This is a genomic window from Plantactinospora solaniradicis (genome assembly GCF_042658085.1).
Classification (GTDB): domain Bacteria; phylum Actinomycetota; class Actinomycetes; order Mycobacteriales; family Micromonosporaceae; genus Plantactinospora; species Plantactinospora solaniradicis.
Genome location: NZ_JBHSPR010000020.1, coordinates 518,479 through 542,893 on the forward strand (window position 1 = coordinate 518,479; position 24,415 = coordinate 542,893).

Sequence of the window (24,415 nt, forward strand, 5' to 3'; positions counted from 1 at the left end):
CGGGGGACTACACCGGCCAGATCCGGGTAGGCCCGGCCGGGAGGTGGGTCATGGTCGCGCAACTGCACAGGGCGCCTTCCGGAGACCGGTTGCGGGCGATCGACGAGTTCCTCGCCATGGCATACGCCGACCTGGTCAAACACGACGACCGGGTGCGCGGAACCGCGGTGGACGTCCGGTTCGATCGAGGGGTCGCACATCTGACCGGAGAGGTGGGCGACCGGGACGAACTGGCCATGATCCGACGGCTCATCGGCCGGCTCGACGGCGTACTGGCCGTATGGTCCCGGGTACGGGTCGCCGGCCGGGAGCCGGTGGTGATGGACCTGGGCTGCGGTGCGGCCAAGCAGTACCCCGGCAACCTGGGCCTGGACCTGCGGGTGGCACCCGGAGTCGACGCCCAGGCGGATCTGTCCGGACCGTTGCCGCTGGCCGACGACTCGATCGACGTGATCTTCACGGTGCACATCCTCGAGCACCTCATCGACTTCCTGACCCTCGTCGACGAGTGCCACCGGGTCCTTCGGCCGGGCGGGGTACTGCACGTGATGAGCCCCTGGTGGGGGCACGTGAACGCGGTGGCCGACCCGACCCACGTACGGCTGCTGGACGTACAGACGTTCAAGCACATCTGCCAACGCCATCCCGGCGCCCCCCGGTGGTACCCGTTGCACGCCGGTTGCGACGGCGCCTCGATCTTCGCCGACCTCACCCCGCTGAGCGCGGACGAGCCGGGCCCGGACCCGGGTCACCTGGCCCGGTTCTTCGACTGAGTCTGGTCGGTCGGGGTAGGCATGCGGGCGACCTCGGCGGGAATGGACCTGTGTCGGATCAGGGGAGCGCTCGGGGAGGCCGATGATGCGCGCGGTGATGTCTGAGTCGTTTGGGGCCATGCCGGAGGTCCGGGAGATGCCGGAGCCCTCGCCGGGAGGCGGGGAGGTGAAGATCGAGGTGCAGGCCTCGTCCATGAACGGCTTCGACGCGAAACTCGCCGCCGGTTTCCTGAAGGGTGGCATGGAGCACCAGTTCCCGGTGATCCTGGGCCGGGACTTCGCCGGAATCGTCACCGAGGTCGGCCCGGGCGTCTCCGGATTCATGCCCGGCGAGAAGGTTTTCGGCGTGGTGTCCAAGCCCGGGCTCGGCGACGGCTCGTTCAGCGAGTACGTGGTCGTACCGGAGGAGATCGGGCTCGCGCCGCTGCCCGCCGGGCTGGACTATCGGGCCGCCGGGGTGCTGGGGCTCGCCGGAGTGGCGGCGCTGGCCAGCGTGGACGCGGTGGCGCCGATGCACGGCGAGACGGTACTGATCTCCGGGGCGACCGGCGGGGTCGGCCACTACGCCGTCCAGATCGCCGCCGGTCGGGGTGCCACGGTGATCGCCACGGCCGAGGCGGGGCCGCAGGCCGACCTGATGCACGAGATGGGTGCCGCACACACCGTGGACCATCGGGCCGACCTCGCCACGCAGGTGCGTGAGTTGGCGCCGAACGGGGTGGACAGTGTCGTGCACCTGGCCGGCGACCCGGCGATGCTCGCCGATCTGATCGTCGCGGGCGGCCGGATGTCGTCCACCCTCGGCGTGGACTCCGGACAACTCGGCAACCGGGACCTGAGCACCAGTTCGATCGAGGCGATGCCGGACCGGATAGTGCTCGACCACCTCGCCACCGAGGCGGCCTCCGATCGGCTGCGTCCCTCGATCGCTCGTACCTATCTGCTGGACGAGGTCCCGCAGGCGTTCGCCGACTTCAACAGCAGCGGCACCGTCGGCAAGCTCGCCGTGGAGATCAGCTGAGGCCGTCGGCGGCGCGTGCGGCGAGCAGTTCGGGCGCCAGGATCACCACCATGCCCGGCTCGACCTTGACCAGCCCTTCGTCGGTCAGGGCGCGCAACGCCCGGTTGACCGACACCCGGGTCATCCCGATCGACTCCGCCAGCCCCTGCTGGGCACCGGGCAGCGGCACCCGCCGGCCGGTACGGCCGGCCGCCGTCACCAACCAGGCCGCCACCCGGGTACCGGCGTCGGAAAAGGAGGTACGGACCAGGTCCCGCTGCCGCTCGCGCAGCCGACCGGCCAGGTGACTTAGAACGTGCCGACGGACCGCCGGCACGTCGTCGATCAGGCGCAGCAGTTCCCCGGCCGGAACCAACCGGTACCGCACCCGGGTGGCGGCGACCCAGGTGGCGGTGTAACCACCGCTGTCGAGCACGGCACTCTTGTCGACCGCGCACGGGGCGCCGAACTCGCCGAGCCGTAGCCGTCGCCCGTCGGCCGTCTCGTGCACCCCGGTCAGGGTCCCCGCCTCCACCACGATCACGTACGCCGCGGGCTGGCCCCGTACCGCCAGCACCGCGCCGGCCGGGGCGGTACGCACCACCGAACGGTCGAGCAGCCGCCGGAGCCGTGCCGGGCCGAGCCCGGCGAATACCGGCACCGCCGCCAGCCGCGCCAGGTCCCTCGCCGCCGTCATCCCACAATTGTCGCTGTATCAGCCGATACAGCGGCGGCCGGGCTGATGGCCGTACGGTCGAAAGATGATCGTTCTGGAACTGAGCTTCACCGACGACCCGGCCCGGCTGGCGGCGCGGCCGGCACACCGCGAGCTGCTGGCCCGGCTGCACGCCGAAGGTCGTCTCCTGGCGGCCGGGCCCTGGTCCGACGACTCGGGTGCGTTGCTGCTGTTCGACGCGGACGAGCCGGTGGTGCGCGAGATCGTCGACGCCGACCCCTACTACCGCACCCCGGGAGTGACCGTGGCCGGGCTGCGGCACTGGCAGCCGGTCGTCGGCGGTGTCCGTCAGCAGGCCGGCTGACCGGTCACCCGTCGGACACCGGTCGGCTGGCGGGCCGGTCGGCTGACGGGTGACCGGTGGGCGGGCGTGGGCCGGCTACCGGCTGGGCTGCGGCGTTCGGGCCTTGGACGCCTCGACGGCCCAGTTGAGCGCGTAGTCGGCCACCTCTTCCCAACCGGCCTGCCCCACGGTGTAGTGCGGGCGACCGGGGAACTCCTTGTAGCCGGTGACGGCGGTCGACTTCCGGTAGCGGCCGGCGGTCGCCCGGCTGACCGAGGGCGGCACCACGTGGTCGGCACCACCGGCGATCAGCAGGAGCGGCGGCCGCCGCTCGTTGCCGAAGTCCACCCGCAGTGCCGCCTGCGGATTCACGTTCGCCAGCGCCCCCTCGAAGAGCACGCCCCCCGGCGCAGGTACGTGGTACCGCTGGTACACCTGCTCGGATTCCTCCCGGGACATGGTGTTGGTGAAGGCGTAGTGGAACTCGTCCATGCTCAGGGATACGGCCCGGTGCCGGTTCGCCGGGTTCCGCAGCACCGGCAGGCTGACCTTCAGCGTCGACAACGGCAGCCGTAGGACGCCCTTGACCCCGGCCGAGTCGATTCCGACCCCGGCCGCGCCCAAGCCGCGATCGAGCAACATCTGGGTGAACGCGCCGCCGAACGAGTGCCCCATGATGATCGGCGGGCGGTCGAGGTCCCGGATGATCCGCTCGTAGCGATCGACGATCTGGGTCGTGGTCAGGTCCGCGACGGGGCTGGAGTCCCGCCGCAACTCTTCGACCTCGTCGTCCATTCCGGACCAGGCCGGGGTCAGCACCCGGAAACCGGCGTTCCGGTACCGGTCGGCCCAGTGCTCCCAACTGCGCGATGTCAACCACAACCCGTGGATCAGCACGATGGTGTCGGGCGGGGTCGGTTCGGGAGGAATGAGGGTCATCGTGGCCTCCTGGAGAAGGGCTGGATGTCCTGTTCGCGAGCGGTATCAGGCCGAGTGCACGGTCTGGCGGCCCGGCGCCACTCGGTGGGCGGTTACCCCGGGCCGCCAGCCCCAATCCGTTACCGGTCGAGTCGGCGGTACCGCCGGACGGAGAGCGGGAGGAAGATTCCGATCAGCAGCACCGGCCAGCCCAGCGCCATCGTCACGGCGTGCTGGCGCAGCCACGAGTCGCCTCCCCAGCCGGGGTTGCCGAACAGCTCCCGGGTCGCGGACACCGTCGCGGACAGCGGGTTCCCCTCGGCGACGGCACCGAGCCAGCCCGGCATGGTCTCCGGCGAGACGAGGGCGTTGGAGAGGAACAGCACCGGCCAGACCAGGATCTGCATCGCGACCACCGCCTCCGGGTTACGTAGCAACAGTCCCAGGTAGATGCCGACCCAGAGCAGCGCGAACCTGAGCAGCAGGAGCAACCCGAATCCGGCCAGCGCCGCGCCGACGGTGCCGTGCCAGCGCCAGCCGACCAACAGTCCGCAGGCGACCATGACGACCAGCCCGAGCACCGCGTTGAGCATGTCGGCGGTGCTCCGGCCCACCACCACCGCCGAGCCGGCCATCGGCATCGACCGGAACCGGTCGGTGACGCCGCGCGAGACGTCGGTGGCGACCGCCGTGTAGGTGCCCTCGATACCGAAGAGCATGGTCATGGCGAACATGCCGGGCATCAGGAACTCCCGGTAGTTCCCGCCGCCCGGCACCGACATCCCGCCGCCGAACAGGTAGCCGAACATCAGCACCACCATGATCGGAAACAGCAGTCCGACCACGACCTGCACCGGTTGGCGGGCCCAGTGGATCAGGTCTCGCCGGGTGATGGTCCAGCCGTCCACGACCGCCCAACGCAACCGGTGCAACGCCGTACGGGGCGGGCTCGGGATCGCGACTGTCACAGCGTCACCTTTCGCTCGGTCGGGTCGGGAGTGAGTCCGCTCGCGCCGGTGCCGGTACGTGAGCCGGCACTCGGATCGGTGCTGCTACTCGAATCGGCGCTCGGATCGGTGCCGGTGCTCGGATCGGTGCCGGTTAGGTGCAGGAAGACCTCGTCCAGGGTGGGTCGGCGGAGCGCGATGTCCTCGGCCGTGATGCCCCGGTCGTCCAGCCCGCGTACCACCTCGGTCAGCGCAGCCATCCGGTCCCGTACCGGTGCGCTGACCCGCCGGTTGTCCTGGTCGAGTTCGGCGGGACCGCCGGTCACCCGGCCGAGCAGCGCGGCGGCGGCCGGAAGATCCTCGGTCCGGTGCAGGACGACGTCGATCCGGTCACCGCCGAGCAGGGTCTTGAGCCCGTCCGGGGTGCCCTCGGCGACGATCCGGCCGTCGTCGATCACGGAAATCTGGTCGGCGAGTTGATCCGCCTCCTCCAGGTACTGGGTGGTGAGCAGCACCGTCGTACCGGCGCTGACCAGTGCCCGGACGGCGGTCCACACCTCGTTGCGGCTGCGCGGGTCGAGCCCGGTCGTCGGTTCGTCCAGGAAGAGCACCGGTGGCGCCAGGATCAGGCCGGCTGCCAGGTCGAGCCGGCGACGCATGCCACCCGAGTACTGCCCGACCGGCTTGCCTCCCGTGTCGGCCAGCCCGAACCGGGCCAGCAGTTCGTCCGCCCGGCGGTCCGCCACCGCCCCGGGCAGGTGGTAGAGCCGGCCGAACATCGCAAGGTTCTGCCGGCCGGACAGGATCTCGTCCACCGCCGCGTGCTGGCCCACCAGCCCGATCCGGAGGCGCACCTGGTCGGCCTGGCGGGCCACGTCGAACCCGGCCACCTCGGCCCGCCCGGCGTCGCACCGCAGCAGGGTGCCGAGGATCCGTACCGCCGTGGTCTTGCCCGCGCCGTTGGGTCCGAGGAGACCGTGGACGGTACCGGCCGGAACGGTGAGGTCGAGCCCGGCCAGGGCGAGCTTGTCGCCGTACCGCTTGCGCAGCCCCTCGGCCCGGATCGCCACGCCTGGGTCGCTCATGACCACCCCCAAAATCATGTACGCCGTATAGAGTAACGATCGATACTATAGCGTACGGCGTAAAGAGTTCAAGCCGGAGAGAATGACGACGTGACGACGGAGTACAGCGGCAGTGGTGACCCGAAGCGGAGCATGGAACTCCTCTGGGGCATCCAGGACCCACCTCGACGGGGACCGAAGCCGAAACTTTCGGTGGCACGGATAGTCCGGGCGGCGATCGAGGTCGCCGATGCCGACGGGCTGTCCGGACTGTCGATGCGACGGGTCGCCGACGAACTCGGGGTGACGGCGATGTCCCTCTACACGTACGTGCCCGGCAAGGCCGAGTTGATCGACGTCATGGTGGACACGGTGCACGCCGAGGACCCCCGGCCGGCCGGCGACGAGACCGAGGACGGGACCGGCTGGCGCACCGGGCTGGAACGGCTGGCCCGGGAGAACTGGGCGCGCTACCTCCGGCACCCCTGGTTACTCCAGGTCGCGACGAGTCTTCCGGTGCTCGGTCCGCATCTGCTGGCCAAGTACGACCGCGACCTCACCGCCGTCGCCGGGCTCGGCCTGACCGAGATCGAGATGGACCTCGTGGTCAGCCTGCTCCACGACTACGTGTACGGCGCGGTACGCAGCGTCATCGAGGCCGCGCGGGCCGAGCAGCGCACGGGGATGACCGGCGAGCAGTGGTGGGAGACGTACGCCCCGCTGCTGGAGCAGGTGTTCGATCCCGACCGCTACCCCACGGCGGCCCGGGTGGGCAGTGTGTCCGGTGCCGAGTACGGCGCTCCCTCCGACCCGGCCCGCTCGTTCGAGTTCGGCCTGCAACGAGTGCTCGACGGGATCGAGGCGTTGGTACGGACCCGGGCGGGCGAGCCGCTTGCCCGGCCGACGTGACAGGTGTTCATATGAACAGATGGTGGTGTCTGATCGACTTTCCTCGATAGTTGGCGTACCGCGCCGACCTGACGTCGTCTCGGCCGCCGCACTGGCCGCCCCGTGAGCCTCTCCCTCGGCGACCGCGCCACGCTGCGTCGCGGCCGGATCGCAGTAACCCTGCTGTTCCTGCTGTTCGGGGTCGCCATCGGCACCTGGACCGCCCGGATCCCCGCGATCAAGGAAAGACTCGGGTTGACCGACGGTCAGCTCAGCCTGGCTCTGCTCGGGCTGGCTGCCGGAGCCATCACCGGGATGCAGGTGACCGGGCGCCTGGTCGACCGGTACGGCGCCGTCCGGGTGATGCTGCCGGTGGCCTTCGCCGAGGGCGGCTGCCTGGTCCTTCCCGCGTACGCGGGAAGTCTGGTCGCCCTGGCGCTGGCCCTGTTCGCCTTCGGCGCGGTGCACGGGACCCTCAATATCGCGATGAACGCGAACGCGGTGGAGGTGGAGCGGCTCCGCCGACGGCCGATGCTGTCGTCATGCCACGCGGTCTACAGCATCGGCGGCTTCGTCGGTGCGGCCGTCGGTGGCCTCTACGCCCGAGCCGACGCCAGCGTGCCCAGTACCTTCCTGACGATCGCCGTTGCGGGGGTCGGCCTGGCCGCCTGGGCGAGCCGCTGGGCACTGCCCGCCGCCGAGCGGCCCGACCCTGGACAGGGGGCCAGCCGTCCGGCCGGCGACGAACCGTCCGGGGATGGTCGGCAGCCCTCCGGCGTGCTGTTCCTCGGCGTACTCGCGTTCTGCTGTCTGGTCGGCGAGGGTGCCGCCGCCGACTGGAGCACTGTCTACCTCCACGACAACCTGGGCAGTGGTCCGGGCTTCGCGGCCGCCGCCTTCGCGGCCTTCTCGGTGATGATGACCGCCGGCCGACTCGTCGGAGACCGGCTCGCCGCCGCCCTGGGCCCGGTCGTCCTGGTCCGTGGTTCCGGCGTACTGGCCGCCATCGGACTAGGTGGCGCGCTCCTGGTCGACCACCCGGTCGCCGGCCTGGTCGGCTTCGGCTGTCTCGGTGCCGGCCTGTCCTGCATCGCACCCCAGGTCTTCTCGGCCGCCGGGAACCGCGACCCCCGGCAGGCGGGTCGTGCCCTGGCCCGGGTGGCCGGGCTCGGCTACCTCGGGTTTCTCGTCGGGCCGGTGGTGATCGGCGGCGCCGCCGAGCTGATCGGACTGCCCCGGGCCCTGGCGATCCCGGCACTGCTCGCACTCTTCGTCGCGTTGGCCGCCGGCGCGCTCCGGCCCCGAAACCGACCCCCTGAGGTCAACCGCTGACGGGAATCTGCTCTCGCTGACCGTCGGTCGAGCGCCGACCCTTGTCAGTCCGGCTCGACGAACCGTACGTCGAGCGTGGCCTTTCCGCCGGTGAGGAAGCGGAGCAGACTCTCGCCCTCGACCGCCAACGCGTCGGCGTCCTCTCTGGACAGTCGGGCGAACGGCTCGATGGTCAGGGTCGCCGCGCCCCGCGCCACGGTGGTCGTCCAGGTCCCGGCGGTGTAGCCGTCGAGCAGGATCGCGCGGGGCAGCATACCGTTGCGGGAGGTGTTGCGCCGCCGGTAGTCGTCGGTGACGACCCGGGTGCGATCGTCGTACGAGAGCAGCAGGTTGTCGAAGTCGTACAGAAAACGGGGTGGCGCCGGGGTGTCCGGGTCCGGCCTGGCGGCGTCCGGCAGGTCGAACAGCTCGGCGCCGTTCTCGTCGCGGTAGCTGACCAGCCGGGACCCCATCCGCTCCACCACCTCGGCGAGCCGGGTCAGGCCCGACCAGACCTGCATGTCGCGCACCGTGGCCGGACCGAACGCGGCCAGGTAGCGCGACAGCATTTCCTCGATCGGGTAGTCGCGGCGCGGCGCGGTGCCGAGCCAGGTGTCCAGGCTGGTGTGCGCGGCGATCCCGGTACGTCCCCAGACCCCTCGCGGCGGCACCTGCACCAGCGGCACCCAGGCCCGGACACCCTGAGCGAGTGCCGCCGGGTCCCGGTCCGGCCACCGCTGTCCCAACGACCGGCCGAGTTGGTCGAAGCTGAGCGGCCGTTCGTCGAGGAGATCCCGACCCGCCGCGACGACCTCCTCCCGCGCCAGTCCGGTGAGCAACTTGCCGTGGTTGCTGGCCATGCCTCGTTCGATGACCGGTTGCACAAGCGGGCGCAACGCCAGCGCGTCGGCGGCGCTCACCAGATGGATGGTCGAGCGCATCAGCGCGATGCGCACCGCCTGGCGGGTGGTCAGCAACTCCCCGACGGCCTCCCCACGGCAGTCGTGCAGCCGGGTCCAGAGGCCGACGTACCAGGTCTGGGGTGTCTGGGCCTGGAGCCCGACCAGATGCTCGATAGCCTCGATCGCGGAGAGGTCCGAGCGACCCAACAGGAGTTGCCGGTACAGGGTCGCCCGGTTGAGCGCCCGGCGGTGCAGCACGGCCCTGGTCATCGTGGTCGTCAGTCTCCCGTCGAAGGGTTCGCCGAATCCAGACGGTATCCCCGACCCCCGACGTCGAACGGATCCGGTCGGGTCGACGAGGCCGATTGCCCGTTCCGGTGGCGCTGGATATATTTACCTCCGTCGTAATGTGGGAGCGTTCCCACGAGCGGTTCCAGCGGATCGGGCGACCGGTTCGCTCGTCGTGCTCGGCCGGCTCACGACGCCGGGAAAGCGCAGCAAGGAGACGGCATGACCATGACCCGGCTGCTCGTGGTCAACGGGTGCAGCTTCGCCCGGGGCGCGGAGCTGGCCGAGCCGGAGCGCGAGTCCTGGCCGGCCGTGCTGGCCGGGGAACTCGGCATCGACGTGGCCAACCTGGCCTGTGACGGCGGATCCAACCGTCGAGCCGTCCGGACGACCGTGCAGCACCTGGACGCGATCCGGGCCGCGCACCAGGTGGAGTACGACCAGATCCTCTTCCTCGGAATGTGGACCGCGCTGAGCCGCAACGAGTACTACGACAGCGGGATCGAGGACGGGCCGGTACGACCGGACCTAGGCGTACGGCCTGCGCTGCCGGAAGAACTCCACTGGCAGCGGGTGGCCGACTGGAAGGCCGCCGAGGGCGACAAGCCGTCCAGGGCGTACCTCCGGCATCTGTTCAACGCCACGGGCGAGACCGTGAACTTCTTCGTGGACTGGCTGCTGCTGGAACACCATCTCGCCGGGCGCGGCGTACCGAGCCGGTTCGCCTTCGCCTGGGAGATTCTGCCCGATCCGATCCCCGCCGAGGCGGTGCCACTGATGCGCGCACTCCGCGCCGACCTCGTCTTCGGACAGTTGCCGCCCCGGCCGCGGGACACCTTCCGGGAGATGGTGTTCGGCAGGGTTCCGTTCGGCAACTGGGACCATCCGCTCCGGGAGGGGCACCAGCACTTCGCCGACGCGATGCTGAGCTGGCTGTCCGCGGACGAGCGGCTGTGCTTCCCGCTGTCCGAGCGGATCCGCCGATGACGACGCAGACACCGGTCGCGGGCCGTACACCGGTCGCGGGCTGTACACCGGTCGCGGGACACCCGGTGGCGGCGCCCCGGACCTCGGGGGCGACCGGACCCGGCCTGGTGTCGGTGATCATCCCCACCCGCAACGGCGCGGCGACGATCGCCGCCCAGCTCCAGGCGCTCTGCCGGCAGACCTACCAGGGCCGCTGGGAGCTGGTCGTGGTGGACAACGGATCCACCGACGGCACGGCGGCACTGGTCGACAGCTTCCTCGACCGGCTACCGGAACTCCGGCTGCATCCGGCGACGGGGCAGGCCGGCACGAGCTACGCCCGCAACGAGGGCTGCCGGGTGAGCCGAGGCGAACTGCTGCTCTTCTGCGACCAGGACGACATCGTCGGGCCGGAGTGGGTGGCGGAGATGGTCCGCGGACTCGCCGAGTTCCCCGCGGTGGGCGGACACGTCGAGCGCCGCCTGCTCAACGACGAGGTGTCGCTGGCCACCCGGCCGGAGAAGCCGCCCGGATCGTTGCAGGGAGGCTTCGACTTCCTGCCGTACGCCCTCGGCGCCAACTGCGGTGTACGCCGGGCCGTCTACGAGGAACTCGGCGGGTTCGACCCCAACTACCGGTACGGCTCCGACGAGGTCAGCTTCTTCTGGCGGGCCCAGCTCGCCGGCCACCCGCTCGGGGCGCTGCCCGACGCCGTGGTCCACTACCGGCTGCGGCGCAACCTGCGCGGGATGGCCCGGCAGTACTACTCGTACGGCACGAGCCATCCCCGGCTGTACCGCGACTTCGCCACCGCCGGGCTGCCCCGCTCGGTCCGGTCCGCCGCCCGGGAGTGGCGCTGGCTACTGCGCCACCTGCCCGACCTGGTGCGGTCCAGGAAGGCCCGAGCCGTCTGGGTGACCCGGTGCGCGATGCGCTGTGGACGCATCGTCGGAAGTCTCCGGAACCGGGTGCTCTTTCCATAGCTCGTCGGCCTGGTACCGGACACCCGTGCGGGCCCGTACGGCGTCCAGGGTCCGCAGCACGGCGATCGTGTCCGCCGCCGTGGCCAGCGGACTCTCGGTCAGCCCGGCCCGCAGGCACCGCATCACCTCGACCGCCTCGTGGACGAAGCCCTCACCCTCGAAGGGCACCTCGACGAGTCGCGGCTCGGCGTCGGCCGGATACAGGGTCAGCACCGACGGCCGGAAGAAACCCCGGCCGAGTTCGATCCGTCCGGCGCTGCCGCAGACCGCGGCGGTCCACGGGGTGTCGGCGACGATCGAGCAGGACAGGGTGGCCAGCGCGCCGTCCGGATAGCCCAGCATCATCGCGGTGGTCTCGTCGACGCCGTACGGGCTCAGCGTGGCGAGGGCCGTCACCGACTCCGGCGGCCCGAGCAGCAGATGGGCCAGGGTCACCGGATAGACGCCGAGGTCGAGCAGGGCACCCCCGCCCAGCGCCGGGTCCCGCAGCCGGTGCCCGGGATCGACCGGCGCCACCAGACCGAAATCCGCCTGGACGAGTCGGGGTACCCCGATCGCGCCGTCCCGGACGAGTTCCACGAGTCGTCGGATCGCCGGCACACACCGCATCCACATGGCCTCCATCAGGAAGAGGCCGGCGCTCCGGGCCCGGGCCACCAGGTCGGCGGCCTCGCCGGCGTTGAGGGTGAACGGCTTCTCGCACAGCACGGGCCGCCCCGCGTCCAGACAGGACACCACCGCGGCGTGGTGGGTCGAGTGCGGTGTGGCGACGTACACGACGTCGACCCGGTCGTCGGCGAGGAGTTCGGCCCAACTGCCGTGGGCGCGGAGAATCGCGTAGTGGTCGGCGAACCGGACGGCTGCCGCCCCGGTACGCGATCCCACCGCGACCACCTCGGCGTCCGGCAGTCGTGCCAAATCGCTGACGAACTTCCCGGCCACCCAACCGGTGCCCAGGATGCCCCAGCGGATCGGTCGGCCGGTCGGCGCTCCGCTCATCGACCGGATCCCGGCGCACCCGCGAGCGCCGCCGCCTCCTGCGCCACCAGCGCCGCCGCTGCCTCCTCCTCCGGCGCCACCGGCGGACCCGTCGGCCGGGTCACGTCGCGCGCCGCCGTCTCGGCCGCCTCGGCCGCCTCGTGCCGTCGGTCGAGGTCGTCGCGCAGCGCCAGGCAGTCGCGTACGTAGTCACCGGCGCGGGCGATCGGCGGATGCGGGTCGCCGTCCCCGCAGTATTCGACGCAGATCGCCGGCACGCCGAGCGCGTACGCCTTGGTTATCCAGGCGTAGTTGTCCAGCACCCCGTCCGCGGTGTCCACGTTGAAGTTCGCCCGTCCGCCGTCCGGATGGAGGTTCTTCAGGTGGAAGTAGCCGAGCCGGCCGGCGAGTTGGTCGAGTATCTCGGGATCCCGGTCGGCAGGGCTGACGACGTAGGCGTTGCCGGGATCCGCCGTGGCGAAGACGAACGGATGGTCGACCATGGCCAGCAGCCGGGCGGTGCCCGCCACGGTGTCGTGTACGGAGCCCGGATAGACCTCCACCCCGACCCGTACGCCGTGCCGCTGGGCGTACTCGCCGAGCTCCTGGTACCCCTCGGCGGCCCGGTCGTAGTGCCGCTGCTCGGCGATGGCGCTGCCGTTGCGCCGCCAGTCGTCCGGATCCCGCTCCAGGGTTCCGGACCAGCCGTTGACCAGCTCGATGCCGTTCCGGGCGCAGGCTTCGATGGTCCGCCGCGCCAGCGCCAGCGACGCGGCCCGGTCCAGCGGGTCGTCGCCGACGAAGTCGCCGGTGTAGCCGACGCAGTGGATCGCCACCCCGTACCGCCGGCCGAGCGCCACCGCCTCGGCGACCTCGTCCTCGACCCGCGCCGGATCGAAGTGGAAGTGGACCAGTTCGATGCCGTCCCAGCCGTACCTCCTGGCGACCGCGAAGACGTGCCGCAGGGGGTAGCGGCGGAACGTGTAGCTGTGCAGGACGAGCTTCATATGTTCTGCCCTCCGCTCAACGCCAACCGCACTCCGCCGTTGGCGACGCTGCGTTCAAGCGCGTGCAGCACCCGTAGGTCCCGCAACGCGCGGGGGATGCTCACCTCGGTCGGCACCGGTGCCCCCGCCGCGCTGGCGGCGAAGGTCCGGTACTGGACGACGTACGGGTCGACCGGCTCCGGCCGCAGCCAGCGTCGTCCCCGCTCGTCGCAGACCAGTACCGAGCCGCCGGAGTTCATCGCCCACGAGTCCCGGACCACCACCAGGCCCTGCTCGCAGACGACCGTGTACCGCGAGACGCCGACGCCGGGCGGCTCGGTGAACGACGACTCCAGTTGCAGCCGCAGCCCGTCGCCGAACCACAGGGTCGCCTCCACGTAGATGTCGGTCCGCTCCGGGTCCCCGCCCGGGTAACCGGTGGCGCGGCAGGCCGTCGGCGGCACGCCGAACACGTCCACCGCGGTCAGCAGCGGGTAGATGGCGAGGTCGCCGAGGCAGCCGAGTCCGCTGTCGGCGCGACGGTTGCGCCAGTCACCCTGCCGGTGTCCGAGATGGCTGGCGGTGATCGACCGGGGCGTACCGAGTCGTCCGGACCGGACCAGTTCGACGACGGCCCGGTTGTAGGCGTTGTACCGGGACATGTAGCCGACCATCGCGGGCGCACCCGAGGCCATCGCGGCCCGGAGGATCCACTGCCCGCCGTCGACCGTGTCGGCCAGCGGCTTCTCGACCAGGGTGGGGATGCCCCGGGCCAGGGCCCGGCAGGCGAACTCGGCGTGCCGCCGGTTGGGGGTGGCCACGTGCACCCCGTCCAACGGGGTACGCAGGAACTCGCGGGCGTCGGTGCCGCACCAGACCTCCGGAAACCGGGTGGCGACCGCGCGGAGCGCCTCGGGGTCCTGGTCCAGCACGGCGGCCAGCCGCAGGTCGTCGGCTTCCGCGATCGCGGGCAGCAGCGACTGGCGGGTCAGGAACCCGGCACCCACGATGCCGATCCGGAACGTCATCGGACATCTCCCGTCCCGCCGGGTCCGACGTCACCGGCCGTGGCGCCACCGGACCCACCCGGACACCAGCTCAGCAACAGGCTGCGTGGGGCGAGCGAGGCATGGGTGGCGGCGGCTATGGCATCCAGGGTGTGCCGCTGCGCGGTCAGGGCGCCGTCCAACGCCGGGTCGCCGGTGACCGCCGGGTGGACCGGAGCGAGCAGCACCGCCACGCCGACCGACGGGGTGTGCCAGACGAGCTGGTACGAGTGGTGGTTCCAGGTGCTGCCCTCGTGCACCTCGACGGGCCGGCCGAGCTGCTCGGCCAGCCGGCCGGCCCGCACCGCCGTCGCCAGGCCGGCGCCGTACCCGACGACGTGTACGGCGGTCAGGTCCGGTCGCTCCGCCAGCCATCCCGCGAGCACGCCGACCAGTTCGTCGACGCTGCCCACCGCCCGGCCTCCACCGGGGCGGTCGGCGGCGGTCGGCGCCAGGGGCACCAGTCGCTTGTAGCGGTTCACCGCGTCGTGGGTGGCGAAGCGGAGTCCGTGCCGGACCGCCACGCAGGCGACCAGGGAGGCGACGGCGTAGCTGGCGGCCATGGCGGCGGCGACCGCTCCGGCGGGACCGCCGGCCGAACGCAGCCCCGAAATCCCCTCGGCGACGTCGACGACCACCTCACCGGTCGCGGCGGGACGGTTCCGGACCGACTGCTCCGACGATGTCCCGGCGGACTCCGGGGAGAAATCCGATCCGGAATCCCGGACGGAGCCAGGATCGGAGTGCGGGAACTGCGCCATGGTCACGTCCGGCCACGGCCGGAACCGCTCGGACTTGCCGCCCCAGCCCTGCCGGGCGGCCTGGAGGGTCCAGAGTCGCAGGCCGGGGCCGGATCCGCGCGGCAACCGGAACACCACCCGCGGTCCTCCGGTGGCCGGGAACCGGCGGGACTCCTCGCCGGCCCACTCACCGATCGCCCGGGTCGCCGTCGCGAACTCCCGGTACGCGTCGGAGAACCGTGGCCAGCAGAGCATCCGGGCGGCGAGCAACGCCGGTCGGGAGAGCGGAGTGCCGTAGAGGGCCACCTGGTCCCGGGCACCGGTCAAGGACAGCGCCCCGTCGCGTTCGGACAGCCAGACCGGGGCCGCCCCGCCGCCCCGCTGCCAGGCCACCGCGAGCGTGGCGGCGAGCAACCGGGTCTCCCGGGTACGCCCCGACGCGCTGACCGCGAAGCCGGCCGTGGGCCCCGCCTCGCCGATCTCGACCAGCACCCGTCGAGCGGCGCTCGGGTCGAGGGTGTCCAGCACCCAGACCGTGGACTGGCCCGGCAGCGCCTCGCAGACGGCCCGCAGTCCGAAGGCCCAACCGCCGGTGCCGACGAACACCGCCCGGCGGCAACCGCGAAGCGGGGCCCCGCCGCTGCGGACCCCGAGCAGGCGGGACACGACCGGCCAGGGCGGGGCGTGCACCCATCCGAGCCGGGGCACCCCGGCCAGGCTGGCCAGCGCGGCTACCGTTCCCGCCGGTCCGTGCCGCTCACCACGGGCCGCCGCGCGGACGTACGCCCACAGTTCGGCTCCGCTCGGCTCCGGCCGTCGTACGCCGGTCACGGCGATCCTCGGCGGGTCGGTTCCGGAAACGCCGGCGCCACCACGGTCCCGTCGAGCCGGAAGTCGACCACCACCCGCAGCGCCGAGGTGCCCGCCACCGTGCCGTGGTCGAGGAGTTCGGTGGCGACCGCCGGCAGTGCGGGCAGCGACACGAGGTGGCTGACCAGTGGCGCCAGGTCGAGCGGCGCCGGTCCGGTGGCGACCCGGGTACCCGACCCGCGACTTCGGGCGGGACGACCGTTGTCGAGGTGGCTCTCGACGGGGCGACCCGCATCCGAGCGGCCCTCGGGCGGGTGGCCTTCGTCGGAGCCGCGTTCGGTGAGCAGGGCGCGGGCGGCGGCGAAGTCGATGCCACGACCGCCCCGGCTGCCGACCACGGTGCACCGGCCTCCGGCCGGATTGTCGACGACCCGGAACCCGGCGCTGGCGCGCAGCGGCCCCGGATCCAGGGTCAGGCCACCGACCCGGACCGGTCGGCCGGCGTGGAATCCGCCGAAGAGGTGCAGCCCCGCCCCGTCCGCCAGCGCCGGCCAGGCGAGTTCGGCCGCCGCCGGCCCGGCGTCGCCGGCGACCGCGATCACGGCCAGTTCGGCGCCCCGACCGGCGGTGGCGGAGCGAACCCCGGCCGCCAGTCCCGGGCCGAGCGGCAGGACCGCGTCCGGGGCCGGCAGCCCTCGCCGCACCGCGACCTGTAGGCGCCGGTCGGACCGGCCCGCCACGGTCACCGTGCGGGCGCCCCGGGCCCGGGCCAGGGCGACGTGCAGCAGGGCCAGTACGCCACCGCCGAGCACGAGTACGTCCCGCCCGGCCCAGTCCCCGGCCAGCGCCCGGTGTGCGCGCAGCACCGCGGCCAGCGGCTCCAGCAGCACCCACTCCGGTCCGCAGCCGGGCGGCAGCCCGACGATCTGCCCCTGGGCCAGCGTCCCCAGATCACCGACGATCACGTCCCGGAACACCCCGGGCACGTTGTGGCCCAGCTTGAGATAGTCGTCGGCCGGATGATTCGGGTTGAGTGTCACCAGGTCACCGGGGCGCGGATCGGAGACGTCGGCACCGACCTCGACCACCTCGGCCACACACTCGTGCCCGAGGACCCCCGGCTCCAGCCCCCGCTCGCCGCGCAGGATCTGCAGGTCGGTCCCGCAGAATCCGGCGTACCTCGGGCGGAGCAGCAACTGTTCCCGGCCGCACCGGGGCCACGGCCGGGTGGTCAGCACCAGGCGGGCCTCGCCGATCGGCTTGACCACCTCCCGGGCCTGCGTCGCGCGGGCCGCGAGGTAGCCGGCCATGCCGGCCAGGGTGGCGTGCTCCGCGTCGTCCGGCACGTGCAGCAGCCCGTCCCGGTCGGCCGCCGGCCAGCCCTGGAACCAGCCGGCGTCGACGAACAGTTCCGTCAGCCAGCCGCGCAGCGCGGCGAACCAGGGCGCACCCATCCCGTGTGCGAACCCGCCGACCACTACCACCACGCGCAGCCCGAGCTGGGCGCAGACCTGCAACACGGCGACCGCGAGATGCCGGGTGGCGCCACGGAGCACGTCGAGGACGAACGGATCGTCGTCCCGGGCCGCGTCGGCGAGCGCCCTCGCGTCGATCCGCGCCGGGTCGCCGCCGACCAGGCGGTGCAACCGCGAGCCGGCGAACTCGGCGTCGTCGCGCCGCGCCCGCCGGATCGCGGCGCGGACCACGGCCGGGCCTGAGCTGTACGCGCACAGGTCGGCGACCGCCCCACAGTCGCACCAGGGCAGGTCCAGTCCGGCCAGCCGATCCTGGGCGGCCCGGTCCCCGGCGGCGGCGGCCCGGCCCAGTCGCGCGGCGCCGACCGGCCCCCCGGGCACCGTGTCGAGCAGGCTCGGCTCCACCGGCACGTGACCGATCTCCCCGCCCAGCCCGGCCGGATCGGACAGCACCCGGTCGACGCCGACGACGCGATCGTCGAAGACCTTGACCGCCACCCCGGTGCTCACGGTCACCAGGGCGAAGCGTCCCAGGCTCCGGTAGTGCCAGGCGGCCGCGGCCACGTCGTTGAGCACCGTCACCCGGGCCCACGGCAGCCGGGCCCGCAGCGCCGCCCGTACGTCGAACCCGGCCGACTGGGCCCGCCAGAGCACGCTCGCGTCCCGGACCACCCCGTCGGCACCGACCACCGCGCCGAACGCGACGCCCAGGTCGCGCCGGCCGATCGCCCCCGAGTCGCGGTGCAGCCGGTCCGCCTCCTCGGCCACCCGGTCGAGCAGGCTGTCCCGGGCGTCGGCGAGCGAGAGTTCCGGCCGGTCCCGCCGGCTGGGCGTGGCGAACCGGACCACCTCGCCGACCAGCCGGCCGTCCTCGGCCAGAGCCAGCCGGGTCTGGGTACCGCCGACATCGACGACGACGCTGCGCTCCGGCACCGGGTTCACGAGCGGTCCCACGCCCACGCCGGTACGGCCCGCTCCGCCGATCCCGATAGCGATTCCGATCCCGACAGCGATCCCGACAGCGATTCCGATCCCGACAGCGATCCCGATCGCCCTGCCGCCGACGGCGTCCCGGCCGCCCGGGCCCGCAGCCCCGCCCAGGCCCGGCGCAGGTCGGCCGCGCCGATCTCGTCGATCGAGTCGACGAACCCGCCCACCCCGATGCCGACCGGTACGGCCAGGTGCAGCTCGCCACCCTTGTGCGGCAGTACGTGGGTCCGCAGCGCCCGCCACAGTTCACCGGCCGCACAACAGCCGTCGTACGTCGGCAGCCCGATCCGGCGTAGCAGCGTCTCGGCCCGCTCGGCGACGGCCCGGGGCAGCCGGCCGGCGCTGACACCGAGGCGGCAGGAGAGCGCCATGCCGATCGCGACCGCCTCGCCGTGCCGGAGCCGGTAGTCGGACCGCTCCTCCAGCACGTGGCCGAACTCGTGGCCGAAGTCCGCCAACCGGCGCAGCCGCCGTTCCCAGGGGTTCTCCTCCAACTCGACAAGCATCGCCGCGACGGCGCGTCGGAGCACCTCGTCGAGCACCGGGGCGCCGTCCGGGGTCCGCAGTGCGCGGTGGTGCTCCTCGACGAGGGCGTACAGCCGGGCGTCCCGGACCAGCGCGATCTTGACGATCTCGGCCAGACCGCACCGGAACTCGACGTCGGGCAGGGTGGCGAGGAATCCGGCGTCGCAGAGGCAGGCCATCGGTGCGTGGTACGCGCCGAGCAGGTTCTTCCGCCCGTCCAGGTCGACGCCCACCTTCAGCCCCACGCCCGCGTCGACCAGTCCGACCAGGGTGGTCGGGATCCGCAGGTAGGGCGTGCCGCCGGGATGGCAGGCCGCGACGTAGCCGACCAGATCGAGCACGGTGCCGCCGCCGACGGCGAGGATCCGGTCGTCCGGGCCCAACCGCAACCGCCGGGCCGTCCGGAGCAGCTCCTCGGCGGCGTCGAGGGTCTTGCCCCGGGGCGAGCTGCACACCGGCAGCACCGTGAACCCGCCGAGCCGGCCCCGGCGGAACCGCGCGGCCAGGGTGTGCCGGGTGGCGGCGGTGACCTCGGCCGAGTAGTCGTCCACCACCGCCAGCACCCGGGCACCGGCCGGCAGGTACGCCGAGAGCGCGGGGTTGCCGGGATCGAGCACTCCGCTGGTGAAGGTGACCCGGTAGGACACCTCACGGACCTGGTACGCCCGGACCGGCACCGGCGTCGCCGCCCGAAGCGGGACCGGAGTCGCCGCCCGCACCGGGACCGGGATCGGGGCCCGCACCCGGACCGGCTCCGGTGTCCGCGTCGTCGGTGGCGGTTGCCAGACCCGTCGGTCGCCGGGGCCGTACCGGCGCAGCAGCCGGGCCACCGCGCCCAGCGCCGTCCGCCGGAGCAGGGACGGCTGCGGCCGGTCCGGGGCCCGGTCCAGGAGATCCGCGAGTACGTCGTCGAAGCCCGCGAGGTGGCGCAGGCTCCACTCCTCGTCGGGGCGTACCGGGCCGGTGTCGGCGAGCAGGGTGTCCACGTCGACCACCACGGACGGGTCCCGCCCGGCGGCGGCGATCCCGGGATCACCGGCCACCGTCCGGGCGTCCCAGTGCAGGGACGCGAGCAGCGCCGGCAGGTCGTCCTGCACCCGTACCGCGTGGGCGTACCGGCGGTACATGGCGGCGGCCAGCGCGGTCGCCGCGGTCGCCTGGGTCCCGGCGACGGACAGGAACGCGTCACGGCGGCCGAGCCGGGCCGTCACGGCGGCCCGGACCACCGCCCGGACCGGATCGGTGCCGGGTAACCCGGTCAACGTCCGGCCGTCGACCGTCCGGTGATGGTCGAGCGCGCCCCGGTCCCGCCAGTGGTCGAGATACGCGGCGAGCCGCCGGCTCCGCTCCGGACGGTCGCAGACGGCGAGGATCCGCCGGGCCCCGCCGAACGCCCGCAGCAGGGTCGGGTTGTCCGGACTCCACAGGTTCCGCCGCATCCGCAGCTCGAAGGTGTCGATCAGCTCGGCCCGGAACGAGTCCTTGAGCCCGTACGGGGACGGGGCGGCGGCGGTACGGGGAACGTCGCGGGTGCGGCCCGGAACGGTGACCGGCGTTGTCGTCGGCATCGTCTCAGACCGGCGTCGGCTGGGCGCAGGCGCGCCGCAGCAGGTCGACCAGCGGCGTGCGCGGCCGGCACTGGTCGAACCGGAACGAGCGCATCATCTCGTCGATCGCCGACTCGTCCATGCCCCGGAACAGCCCACCGAACTCGGGCAGCAGGGCCTCGGCGAACAGGATCTGCGGCACCAGCCGTCCGATCAGGAACTCGCTGCCGAACGGGAACGGCAGATAGTCCGGGAACTCGGCGGCGAAGAGTTCCTTGAGCGGTCGCATGACGTGCTGGATGTGGTCGTGCCGCCCACCCCACAGGTCGACGCCGAGCCGGGCCTTCTTCTCCAGTACCGGCCGGATCCGGCGCATCCAGGCACTGTCCGGGTCGACGGTCAGCGGCGCCGCCACCCCGATGTCCTTGTACGGCCAGAACGCCCAGTTGGCCCGGTGCCGCGTGTAGATCTCGAACTGGTCGGCGAGCAGGTCGAGCCGCATCCGGTCGCGCTCGGCGTCACCGGTGAAGACCACGTTGAACTCGCCGACGTAGACCGGGGTGCCGGTACGCAGCATGTACTCGCTGCGCTTGAGGTAGGTCCGTTCCAGCACGGTCGCGTCGAAGTACTGGTCGCGGGACTGGTCCGGCAGCAGGATGCCGTGCTCGTAGCCGATGCCGTCCGGCGACTCCCAGACGTGGGTCAGGTGCGCCACGCCCGGGTAGTGGCCGTCCGGCACGTACCCGGGTGGCGCGTAGTCGTGGTGCGAGTAGACGACGTTCGGCAGCGGGTCGCCGTACACCTCGAAGTCGTTGGAGTAGCGGTTGCCCTCCAGTACGACGATGTGGTGCGGGTCGATCTCGCGGATCGCCTCGACCAGCCGGCGCGAGTACGGCCCGATCACCTCGCCGGTCGGGTCCGCCGGCTCGTTGACCGGGTTGTACGCGGCCACCCACGGGGTGTCCCGGTAGCGGCGGGCGATCTCCCGCCACAGGTGTACGACCCGGTCCTGGAAGTGCGGATGCTGCCAGAACTGGGCAACGTGGGTGGGGTTGTCGCTGTGCCAGTCCTGGTTCTGCCAGCCGGGCAGCGCGTGCAGGTCGATGATGGTGCGTACGCCGTGCCCGGCAAGCAGCTCGATCGCCCGGTCCAGGTGGTGGAAACCGGACTCCTTGATCTCGAACGGCCGCCGGTCGTCCTCCAGGTGGCGGTAGTTGACCGGAATCCGGACCACGTTGCAGCCCAGCTCGGCGATGAACCGCGCATCGTCTGCGGTGAAAAAGTGCTCCAGGAACCGGTCGAAGAAGAACTCCGCCCGCTCGGGGCCGAGCACGTCCTGTACCGCGCCCCGCATGCCCTGCTCGTACGCCGGGAAACCGGTCATCCAGTTCTCGAAGTTGAGCCAACCGGCGAGGCCAATCCCACGCCAGATAACCGGGCGGCCGTCGCCGTCAACTATTTGATCGCCATTGGTCCGGAGAAATCCCCCGGGGCACGCCAAAGCAAACCGGGACACGGACATGCCACCCCCTGCCTTTCCCGTCGTCGGGTGCATTGCCCGTTCGGATCGATATTGACTCAATACGATTTAAGGACAATCGTCAAGAGGTGAACCATGATCAAATGGACGCGCTCCCACGGCGTACCGTACGAGCCTGCGGGCCACCCTGGCGAGGCGCTGAATCTCAGCGAGGTCAACCGGTCCGATGTTGCCTCCACTGATGGAGGGCGATATTTTGGAGTGGGATGTTAGCGGTCCCACCCACCGGTCCCGACCCAGGAGTCACGGGGGGAAAATGGTTTGGCCGAGCGCGTTGAGGTCCGCCCTATCCTTCGTACGCCGCTTGATCCGTCGTCGTCGCCGGGGCAACCGCCGCGACCCCTTTCTCTACAAGTGAACGCCGACCCGATTCGGAAAATCGGCAAGCCGTCCCGCCCCGGACCCGATCGTCGCGCCCCGTACCGGAGTGGCCCGACGGCATAGCATCGGGCGGGTGGCCAGCGACCCCGATCCCCTCGGACCCGATCCCCGGCTGCACCGGCCCCGGATCGCCACCCTGGCCGCACTGGTCGGCACCCTGTTGACCGGTCTGGCCATGCCGGCGATCGGCCTTCACCAGGAGCCCGATCCGACCTGGGTACTGCTCGGGACGCTCGGCGTGCTGGCCTTCGCCACGGCCCAACTGGCGGCGCTGTACGTGGTGGTCACGCCCTGGCTCACCCCCTCGACCCGACGCCGGCTGCTGGTCTGCTTCGCGGCGACGGCCGTCGCCTCCGTACCCCTGGTCGGCCCGGTCGGGAGCGACCGGTGGGCGACCTGGGCCTGGCTCGGCGCCTCGATCGTCGGATCCGCACCGCTGCTGCTCCGGCGCTGGCCCGCGCTCCTGGTCATGGCGGGGACCCTCGTCGTCGCGATCGGGGTGGCCGGCTGGACGGGTGGTTCCGTCCGCGACTATGCCCTGATCACCGGCACGGTCGGGATCGGCGTCGCCGCCGTCGGCTGGCTCCAGGTGTGGTTCTGGGATCTCCTGGTGCACGCCCAGCACGGCCGCGCCGCCCTGGCCCGGCTGGCCGCCGCGCAGGAGCGGCTACGGTTCGCCCGGGACGTGCACGACCTGCTCGGACACAATCTCACCGTGATCGCGTTGAAGGCCGAACTCGCCTCCCGGCTCGCGCCGGTGGACGCCGAACGCGCCGGCCGGGAGGCCGCCGAGGTGCAGCGGCTGGCGCTCTCGGCGCTCGCCGAGGTACGCGAGGCGGTGCACGGATACCGGACGGTCGACCTGCGTGACCAGCTCACCGCGACCGCGCAGGTGCTGCGCTCCTCCGGCGTACGGTGCACGGTCGACCAGCCGGACGAGGAGCTGCCGCCGGAGGTCGCGAGCCAACTGGCTCCCGTGCTGCGGGAGGCCAGCACCAACCTGCTGCGGCACAGCCGGGCCAACTGGTGCACGATCGAGCTGCGACGGGACGGCGAGAGGATCCGGATGACGGTGTCGAACGACGGAGCGGGACCGGCCGAGCCGGACGGGCACAGCTTCGGGCTGCGCGGTCTCGCCGACCGGCTGGCCGACACCGACGGGACACTTCGGACCCACCACCGTGACGGCGTGTTCACGGTCGAGGCCACCGTACGGACCCCGCGATGATCCGGGTCCTGCTCGCCGACGACGAGGAACTGATCCGGGTCGCGGTGGCCGCCCTGCTCGATCTGGAGGCCGACCTGGAGGTGGTGGCGCAGGCGGCCGACGGTCGGGCCGCGGTCCAGGCGGCCCTGGCCCACCGCCCCGACGTGGCGGTCGTCGACCTGGAGATGCCGTCGCTGGACGGTCTGGCGGTCACCGCCGAACTCGCCGGAGCACTACCCTCCTGCGCGGTGGTGATCCTGACCGGCCGGGGCCGGCCGGCGCACCTGCGCCGGGCACTCACCACGGGTGCCCGGGGCTTCCTGGCCAAGGGCGCGCCCGGCGGCGCGCTCGCCGACGTCATCCGGCGGGTGCACGGAGGTGCCCGGTACGTCGACCCGGCGCTGGCGGCGGAGGCCCTCGTCGCCCCCGAGTGCCCACTCACCCCACGCGAACTGGAGGTGCTGCGGCTGGCCGGCGCCGACACGTCCGTCGCGGTGGTGGCTCGGCGTGCGCAGCTCTCCCAGGGGACCGTCCGCAACCACCTGGCGGCGGTGGTCGGCAAGCTCGGCGTGGCCACCCGCGCGGAGGCGTACCGGACCGCCCACGACAACGGGTGGCTGTAGCAGGGAGGGCCGGCCTCGCGGACGAGCCGGCCCGGACCGTCGCTCAGTAGGAGCGGGCGCGGGTGGGCGTCACCCGGATCACGGTGGAGAAGTCCGCGAAAGTCTCCTCGGGCGTCACGCCCGCCCACCGCATCGACTCCTGGTGCTTCTCCAGGTAGGCGGAGATCTCACCCTCGCTCAGCGGCGCAGGCTCACCCGGCGGCGCGGGATCCAGCCTGGCGACGCCCTCGATGGTGAGGACGCTGAATTCCTCCGCGTCGCCATCGAGATCCAGGTGCAGCGCCACTCTGGGGTTGTCCCGCAGGTTGCGGACCTTCGCTATCCCGGGCTTGCTGATAATCAGGAACTTCGCCCCGTCCCACACGTAGCCCACCGGCGACGTCTGGGGCTGCCCGTCGGAGTCGACCGTCGTCAGCCAGATGACCGACTGGTCGCGAAGTCGTTGCTCGGCACGGATACCTGCCTCGGTTCCGAGGTGGGGAAGCATCCGCGCAGTTTATGGGAGCCG

The 24,415-nt window shown here is 72.3% G+C and carries 21 protein-coding genes and 1 pseudogene; 9 read left to right on the top strand and 13 right to left on the bottom strand.

Going from position 1 to position 24,415, the window contains the following annotated elements:
* Positions 1-50 precede the first annotated feature (50 nt).
* Both ACFP2T_RS26765 and ACFP2T_RS26770 read left to right on the top strand, forming a co-directional pair.
* Positions 51-773 carry a methyltransferase domain-containing protein gene (locus ACFP2T_RS26765; RefSeq protein ID WP_377426090.1) on the top strand — a complete coding sequence of 241 codons (723 nt, stop codon included), beginning with the start codon at positions 51-53 and terminating at the stop codon, positions 771-773.
* Positions 774-870: 97 nt separating this feature from the next.
* The gene (locus ACFP2T_RS26770) at positions 871-1,794 is read left to right on the top strand and encodes an NADP-dependent oxidoreductase (RefSeq protein WP_377426093.1); all 924 of its coding nucleotides are present in this window, start codon (positions 871-873) and stop codon (positions 1,792-1,794) included.
* Here the strand turns inward: ACFP2T_RS26770 and ACFP2T_RS26775 are convergent.
* Positions 1,787-2,470 (bottom strand): Crp/Fnr family transcriptional regulator, encoded by a 684-nt coding sequence (locus ACFP2T_RS26775; protein WP_377426095.1) that lies wholly within the window; start codon positions 2,468-2,470, stop codon positions 1,787-1,789. The two genes, ACFP2T_RS26770 and ACFP2T_RS26775, sit on opposite strands and share 8 nt — an antisense overlap.
* A gap of 64 nt (positions 2,471-2,534) precedes the next feature.
* Between ACFP2T_RS26775 and ACFP2T_RS26780 the strand changes: the two genes are divergently transcribed.
* The gene (locus ACFP2T_RS26780; RefSeq protein ID WP_377426098.1) at positions 2,535-2,813 is read left to right on the top strand and encodes a YciI family protein; all 279 of its coding nucleotides are present in this window, start codon (positions 2,535-2,537) and stop codon (positions 2,811-2,813) included.
* Between the two features lie 75 nt (positions 2,814-2,888).
* Here ACFP2T_RS26780 and ACFP2T_RS26785 read toward each other — a convergent pair whose 3' ends face one another.
* The 3 genes from ACFP2T_RS26785 to ACFP2T_RS26795 all read right to left on the bottom strand — a co-directional run bounded on the left by ACFP2T_RS26785 (position 2,889) and on the right by ACFP2T_RS26795 (position 5,742).
* Positions 2,889-3,731, bottom strand: a complete 843-nt coding sequence (locus ACFP2T_RS26785) for an alpha/beta hydrolase (protein ID WP_377426100.1) — start codon at positions 3,729-3,731, stop codon at positions 2,889-2,891.
* Positions 3,732-3,850: 119 nt separating this feature from the next.
* Positions 3,851-4,633, bottom strand: a complete 783-nt coding sequence (locus ACFP2T_RS26790) for an ABC transporter permease (protein ID WP_377426253.1) — start codon at positions 4,631-4,633, stop codon at positions 3,851-3,853.
* Between the two features lie 41 nt (positions 4,634-4,674).
* On the bottom strand, positions 4,675-5,742 hold the full coding sequence (locus tag ACFP2T_RS26795) for an ATP-binding cassette domain-containing protein (protein WP_377426101.1): 1,068 nt from the start codon (positions 5,740-5,742) through the stop codon (positions 4,675-4,677).
* A 90-nt stretch (positions 5,743-5,832) separates the two neighbouring features.
* Between ACFP2T_RS26795 and ACFP2T_RS26800 the strand changes: the two genes are divergently transcribed.
* A complete protein-coding gene (locus tag ACFP2T_RS26800) occupies positions 5,833-6,630 on the top strand; it encodes a TetR/AcrR family transcriptional regulator (protein ID WP_377426103.1) in 798 nt (265 codons plus the stop codon).
* Between the two features lie 102 nt (positions 6,631-6,732).
* Positions 6,733-7,941 (top strand): MFS transporter, encoded by a 1,209-nt coding sequence (locus ACFP2T_RS26805; protein ID WP_377426104.1) that lies wholly within the window; start codon positions 6,733-6,735, stop codon positions 7,939-7,941.
* A 44-nt stretch (positions 7,942-7,985) separates the two neighbouring features.
* Here ACFP2T_RS26805 and ACFP2T_RS26810 read toward each other — a convergent pair whose 3' ends face one another.
* A complete protein-coding gene (locus ACFP2T_RS26810; RefSeq protein WP_377426106.1) occupies positions 7,986-9,092 on the bottom strand; it encodes a winged helix DNA-binding domain-containing protein in 1,107 nt (368 codons plus the stop codon).
* A 240-nt stretch (positions 9,093-9,332) separates the two neighbouring features.
* Between ACFP2T_RS26810 and ACFP2T_RS26815 the strand changes: the two genes are divergently transcribed.
* Positions 9,333-10,097, top strand: coding sequence for a DUF6071 family protein (locus ACFP2T_RS26815; protein ID WP_377426109.1), 765 nt, complete (start codon positions 9,333-9,335; stop codon positions 10,095-10,097).
* Positions 10,094-10,822: pseudogene (locus ACFP2T_RS26820) on the top strand (glycosyltransferase family 2 protein); the annotation flags it as partial. The gene ACFP2T_RS26815 and the pseudogene ACFP2T_RS26820, both read left to right, overlap by 4 nt.
* Before the next feature lie 114 nt (positions 10,823-10,936).
* On the opposite strand, the gene ACFP2T_RS26825 reads toward ACFP2T_RS26820, so the two are convergent.
* The 7 genes from ACFP2T_RS26825 to ACFP2T_RS26855 are packed head-to-tail and all read right to left on the bottom strand — an operon-like array spanning position 10,937 to position 21,540.
* Positions 10,937-12,058 carry a Gfo/Idh/MocA family protein gene (locus tag ACFP2T_RS26825; protein WP_377426112.1) on the bottom strand — a complete coding sequence of 374 codons (1,122 nt, stop codon included), beginning with the start codon at positions 12,056-12,058 and terminating at the stop codon, positions 10,937-10,939.
* Positions 12,055-13,044 carry a sugar phosphate isomerase/epimerase family protein gene (locus ACFP2T_RS26830; RefSeq protein WP_377426115.1) on the bottom strand — a complete coding sequence of 330 codons (990 nt, stop codon included), beginning with the start codon at positions 13,042-13,044 and terminating at the stop codon, positions 12,055-12,057. The genes ACFP2T_RS26825 and ACFP2T_RS26830 overlap by 4 nt, the downstream gene beginning before the upstream one ends.
* On the bottom strand, positions 13,041-14,051 hold the full coding sequence (locus ACFP2T_RS26835; protein ID WP_377426117.1) for a Gfo/Idh/MocA family protein: 1,011 nt from the start codon (positions 14,049-14,051) through the stop codon (positions 13,041-13,043). The genes ACFP2T_RS26830 and ACFP2T_RS26835 overlap by 4 nt, the downstream gene beginning before the upstream one ends.
* Positions 14,048-15,640, bottom strand: a complete 1,593-nt coding sequence (locus ACFP2T_RS26840; RefSeq protein ID WP_377426119.1) for a phosphoheptose isomerase family protein — start codon at positions 15,638-15,640, stop codon at positions 14,048-14,050. Before ACFP2T_RS26840 ends, ACFP2T_RS26835 begins: the two co-directional genes overlap by 4 nt.
* A complete protein-coding gene (locus ACFP2T_RS26845; RefSeq protein WP_377426120.1) occupies positions 15,637-18,048 on the bottom strand; it encodes an ROK family protein in 2,412 nt (803 codons plus the stop codon). Before ACFP2T_RS26845 ends, ACFP2T_RS26840 begins: the two co-directional genes overlap by 4 nt.
* Positions 18,033-20,177 carry a 3-dehydroquinate synthase family protein gene (locus tag ACFP2T_RS26850; RefSeq protein WP_377426123.1) on the bottom strand — a complete coding sequence of 715 codons (2,145 nt, stop codon included), beginning with the start codon at positions 20,175-20,177 and terminating at the stop codon, positions 18,033-18,035. Before ACFP2T_RS26850 ends, ACFP2T_RS26845 begins: the two co-directional genes overlap by 16 nt.
* 4 nt (positions 20,178-20,181) lie before the next feature.
* Positions 20,182-21,540 carry a glycoside hydrolase family 5 protein gene (locus ACFP2T_RS26855; protein ID WP_377426125.1) on the bottom strand — a complete coding sequence of 453 codons (1,359 nt, stop codon included), beginning with the start codon at positions 21,538-21,540 and terminating at the stop codon, positions 20,182-20,184.
* A gap of 610 nt (positions 21,541-22,150) precedes the next feature.
* Here ACFP2T_RS26855 and ACFP2T_RS26860 point away from each other — a divergent pair.
* Together ACFP2T_RS26860 and ACFP2T_RS26865 are read left to right on the top strand one after the other, a co-directional pair.
* Entirely contained in the window at positions 22,151-23,305 is a 1,155-nt protein-coding gene (locus tag ACFP2T_RS26860; protein WP_377426127.1) for a sensor histidine kinase, read from the top strand.
* Positions 23,302-23,907 carry a response regulator gene (locus tag ACFP2T_RS26865; protein WP_377426130.1) on the top strand — a complete coding sequence of 202 codons (606 nt, stop codon included), beginning with the start codon at positions 23,302-23,304 and terminating at the stop codon, positions 23,905-23,907. The genes ACFP2T_RS26860 and ACFP2T_RS26865 overlap by 4 nt, the downstream gene beginning before the upstream one ends.
* Positions 23,908-23,950: 43 nt before the next feature.
* Here ACFP2T_RS26865 and ACFP2T_RS26870 read toward each other — a convergent pair whose 3' ends face one another.
* The gene (locus ACFP2T_RS26870; protein WP_377426133.1) at positions 23,951-24,394 is read right to left on the bottom strand and encodes a nitroreductase/quinone reductase family protein; all 444 of its coding nucleotides are present in this window, start codon (positions 24,392-24,394) and stop codon (positions 23,951-23,953) included.
* Positions 24,395-24,415: the final 21 nt, after the last annotated feature.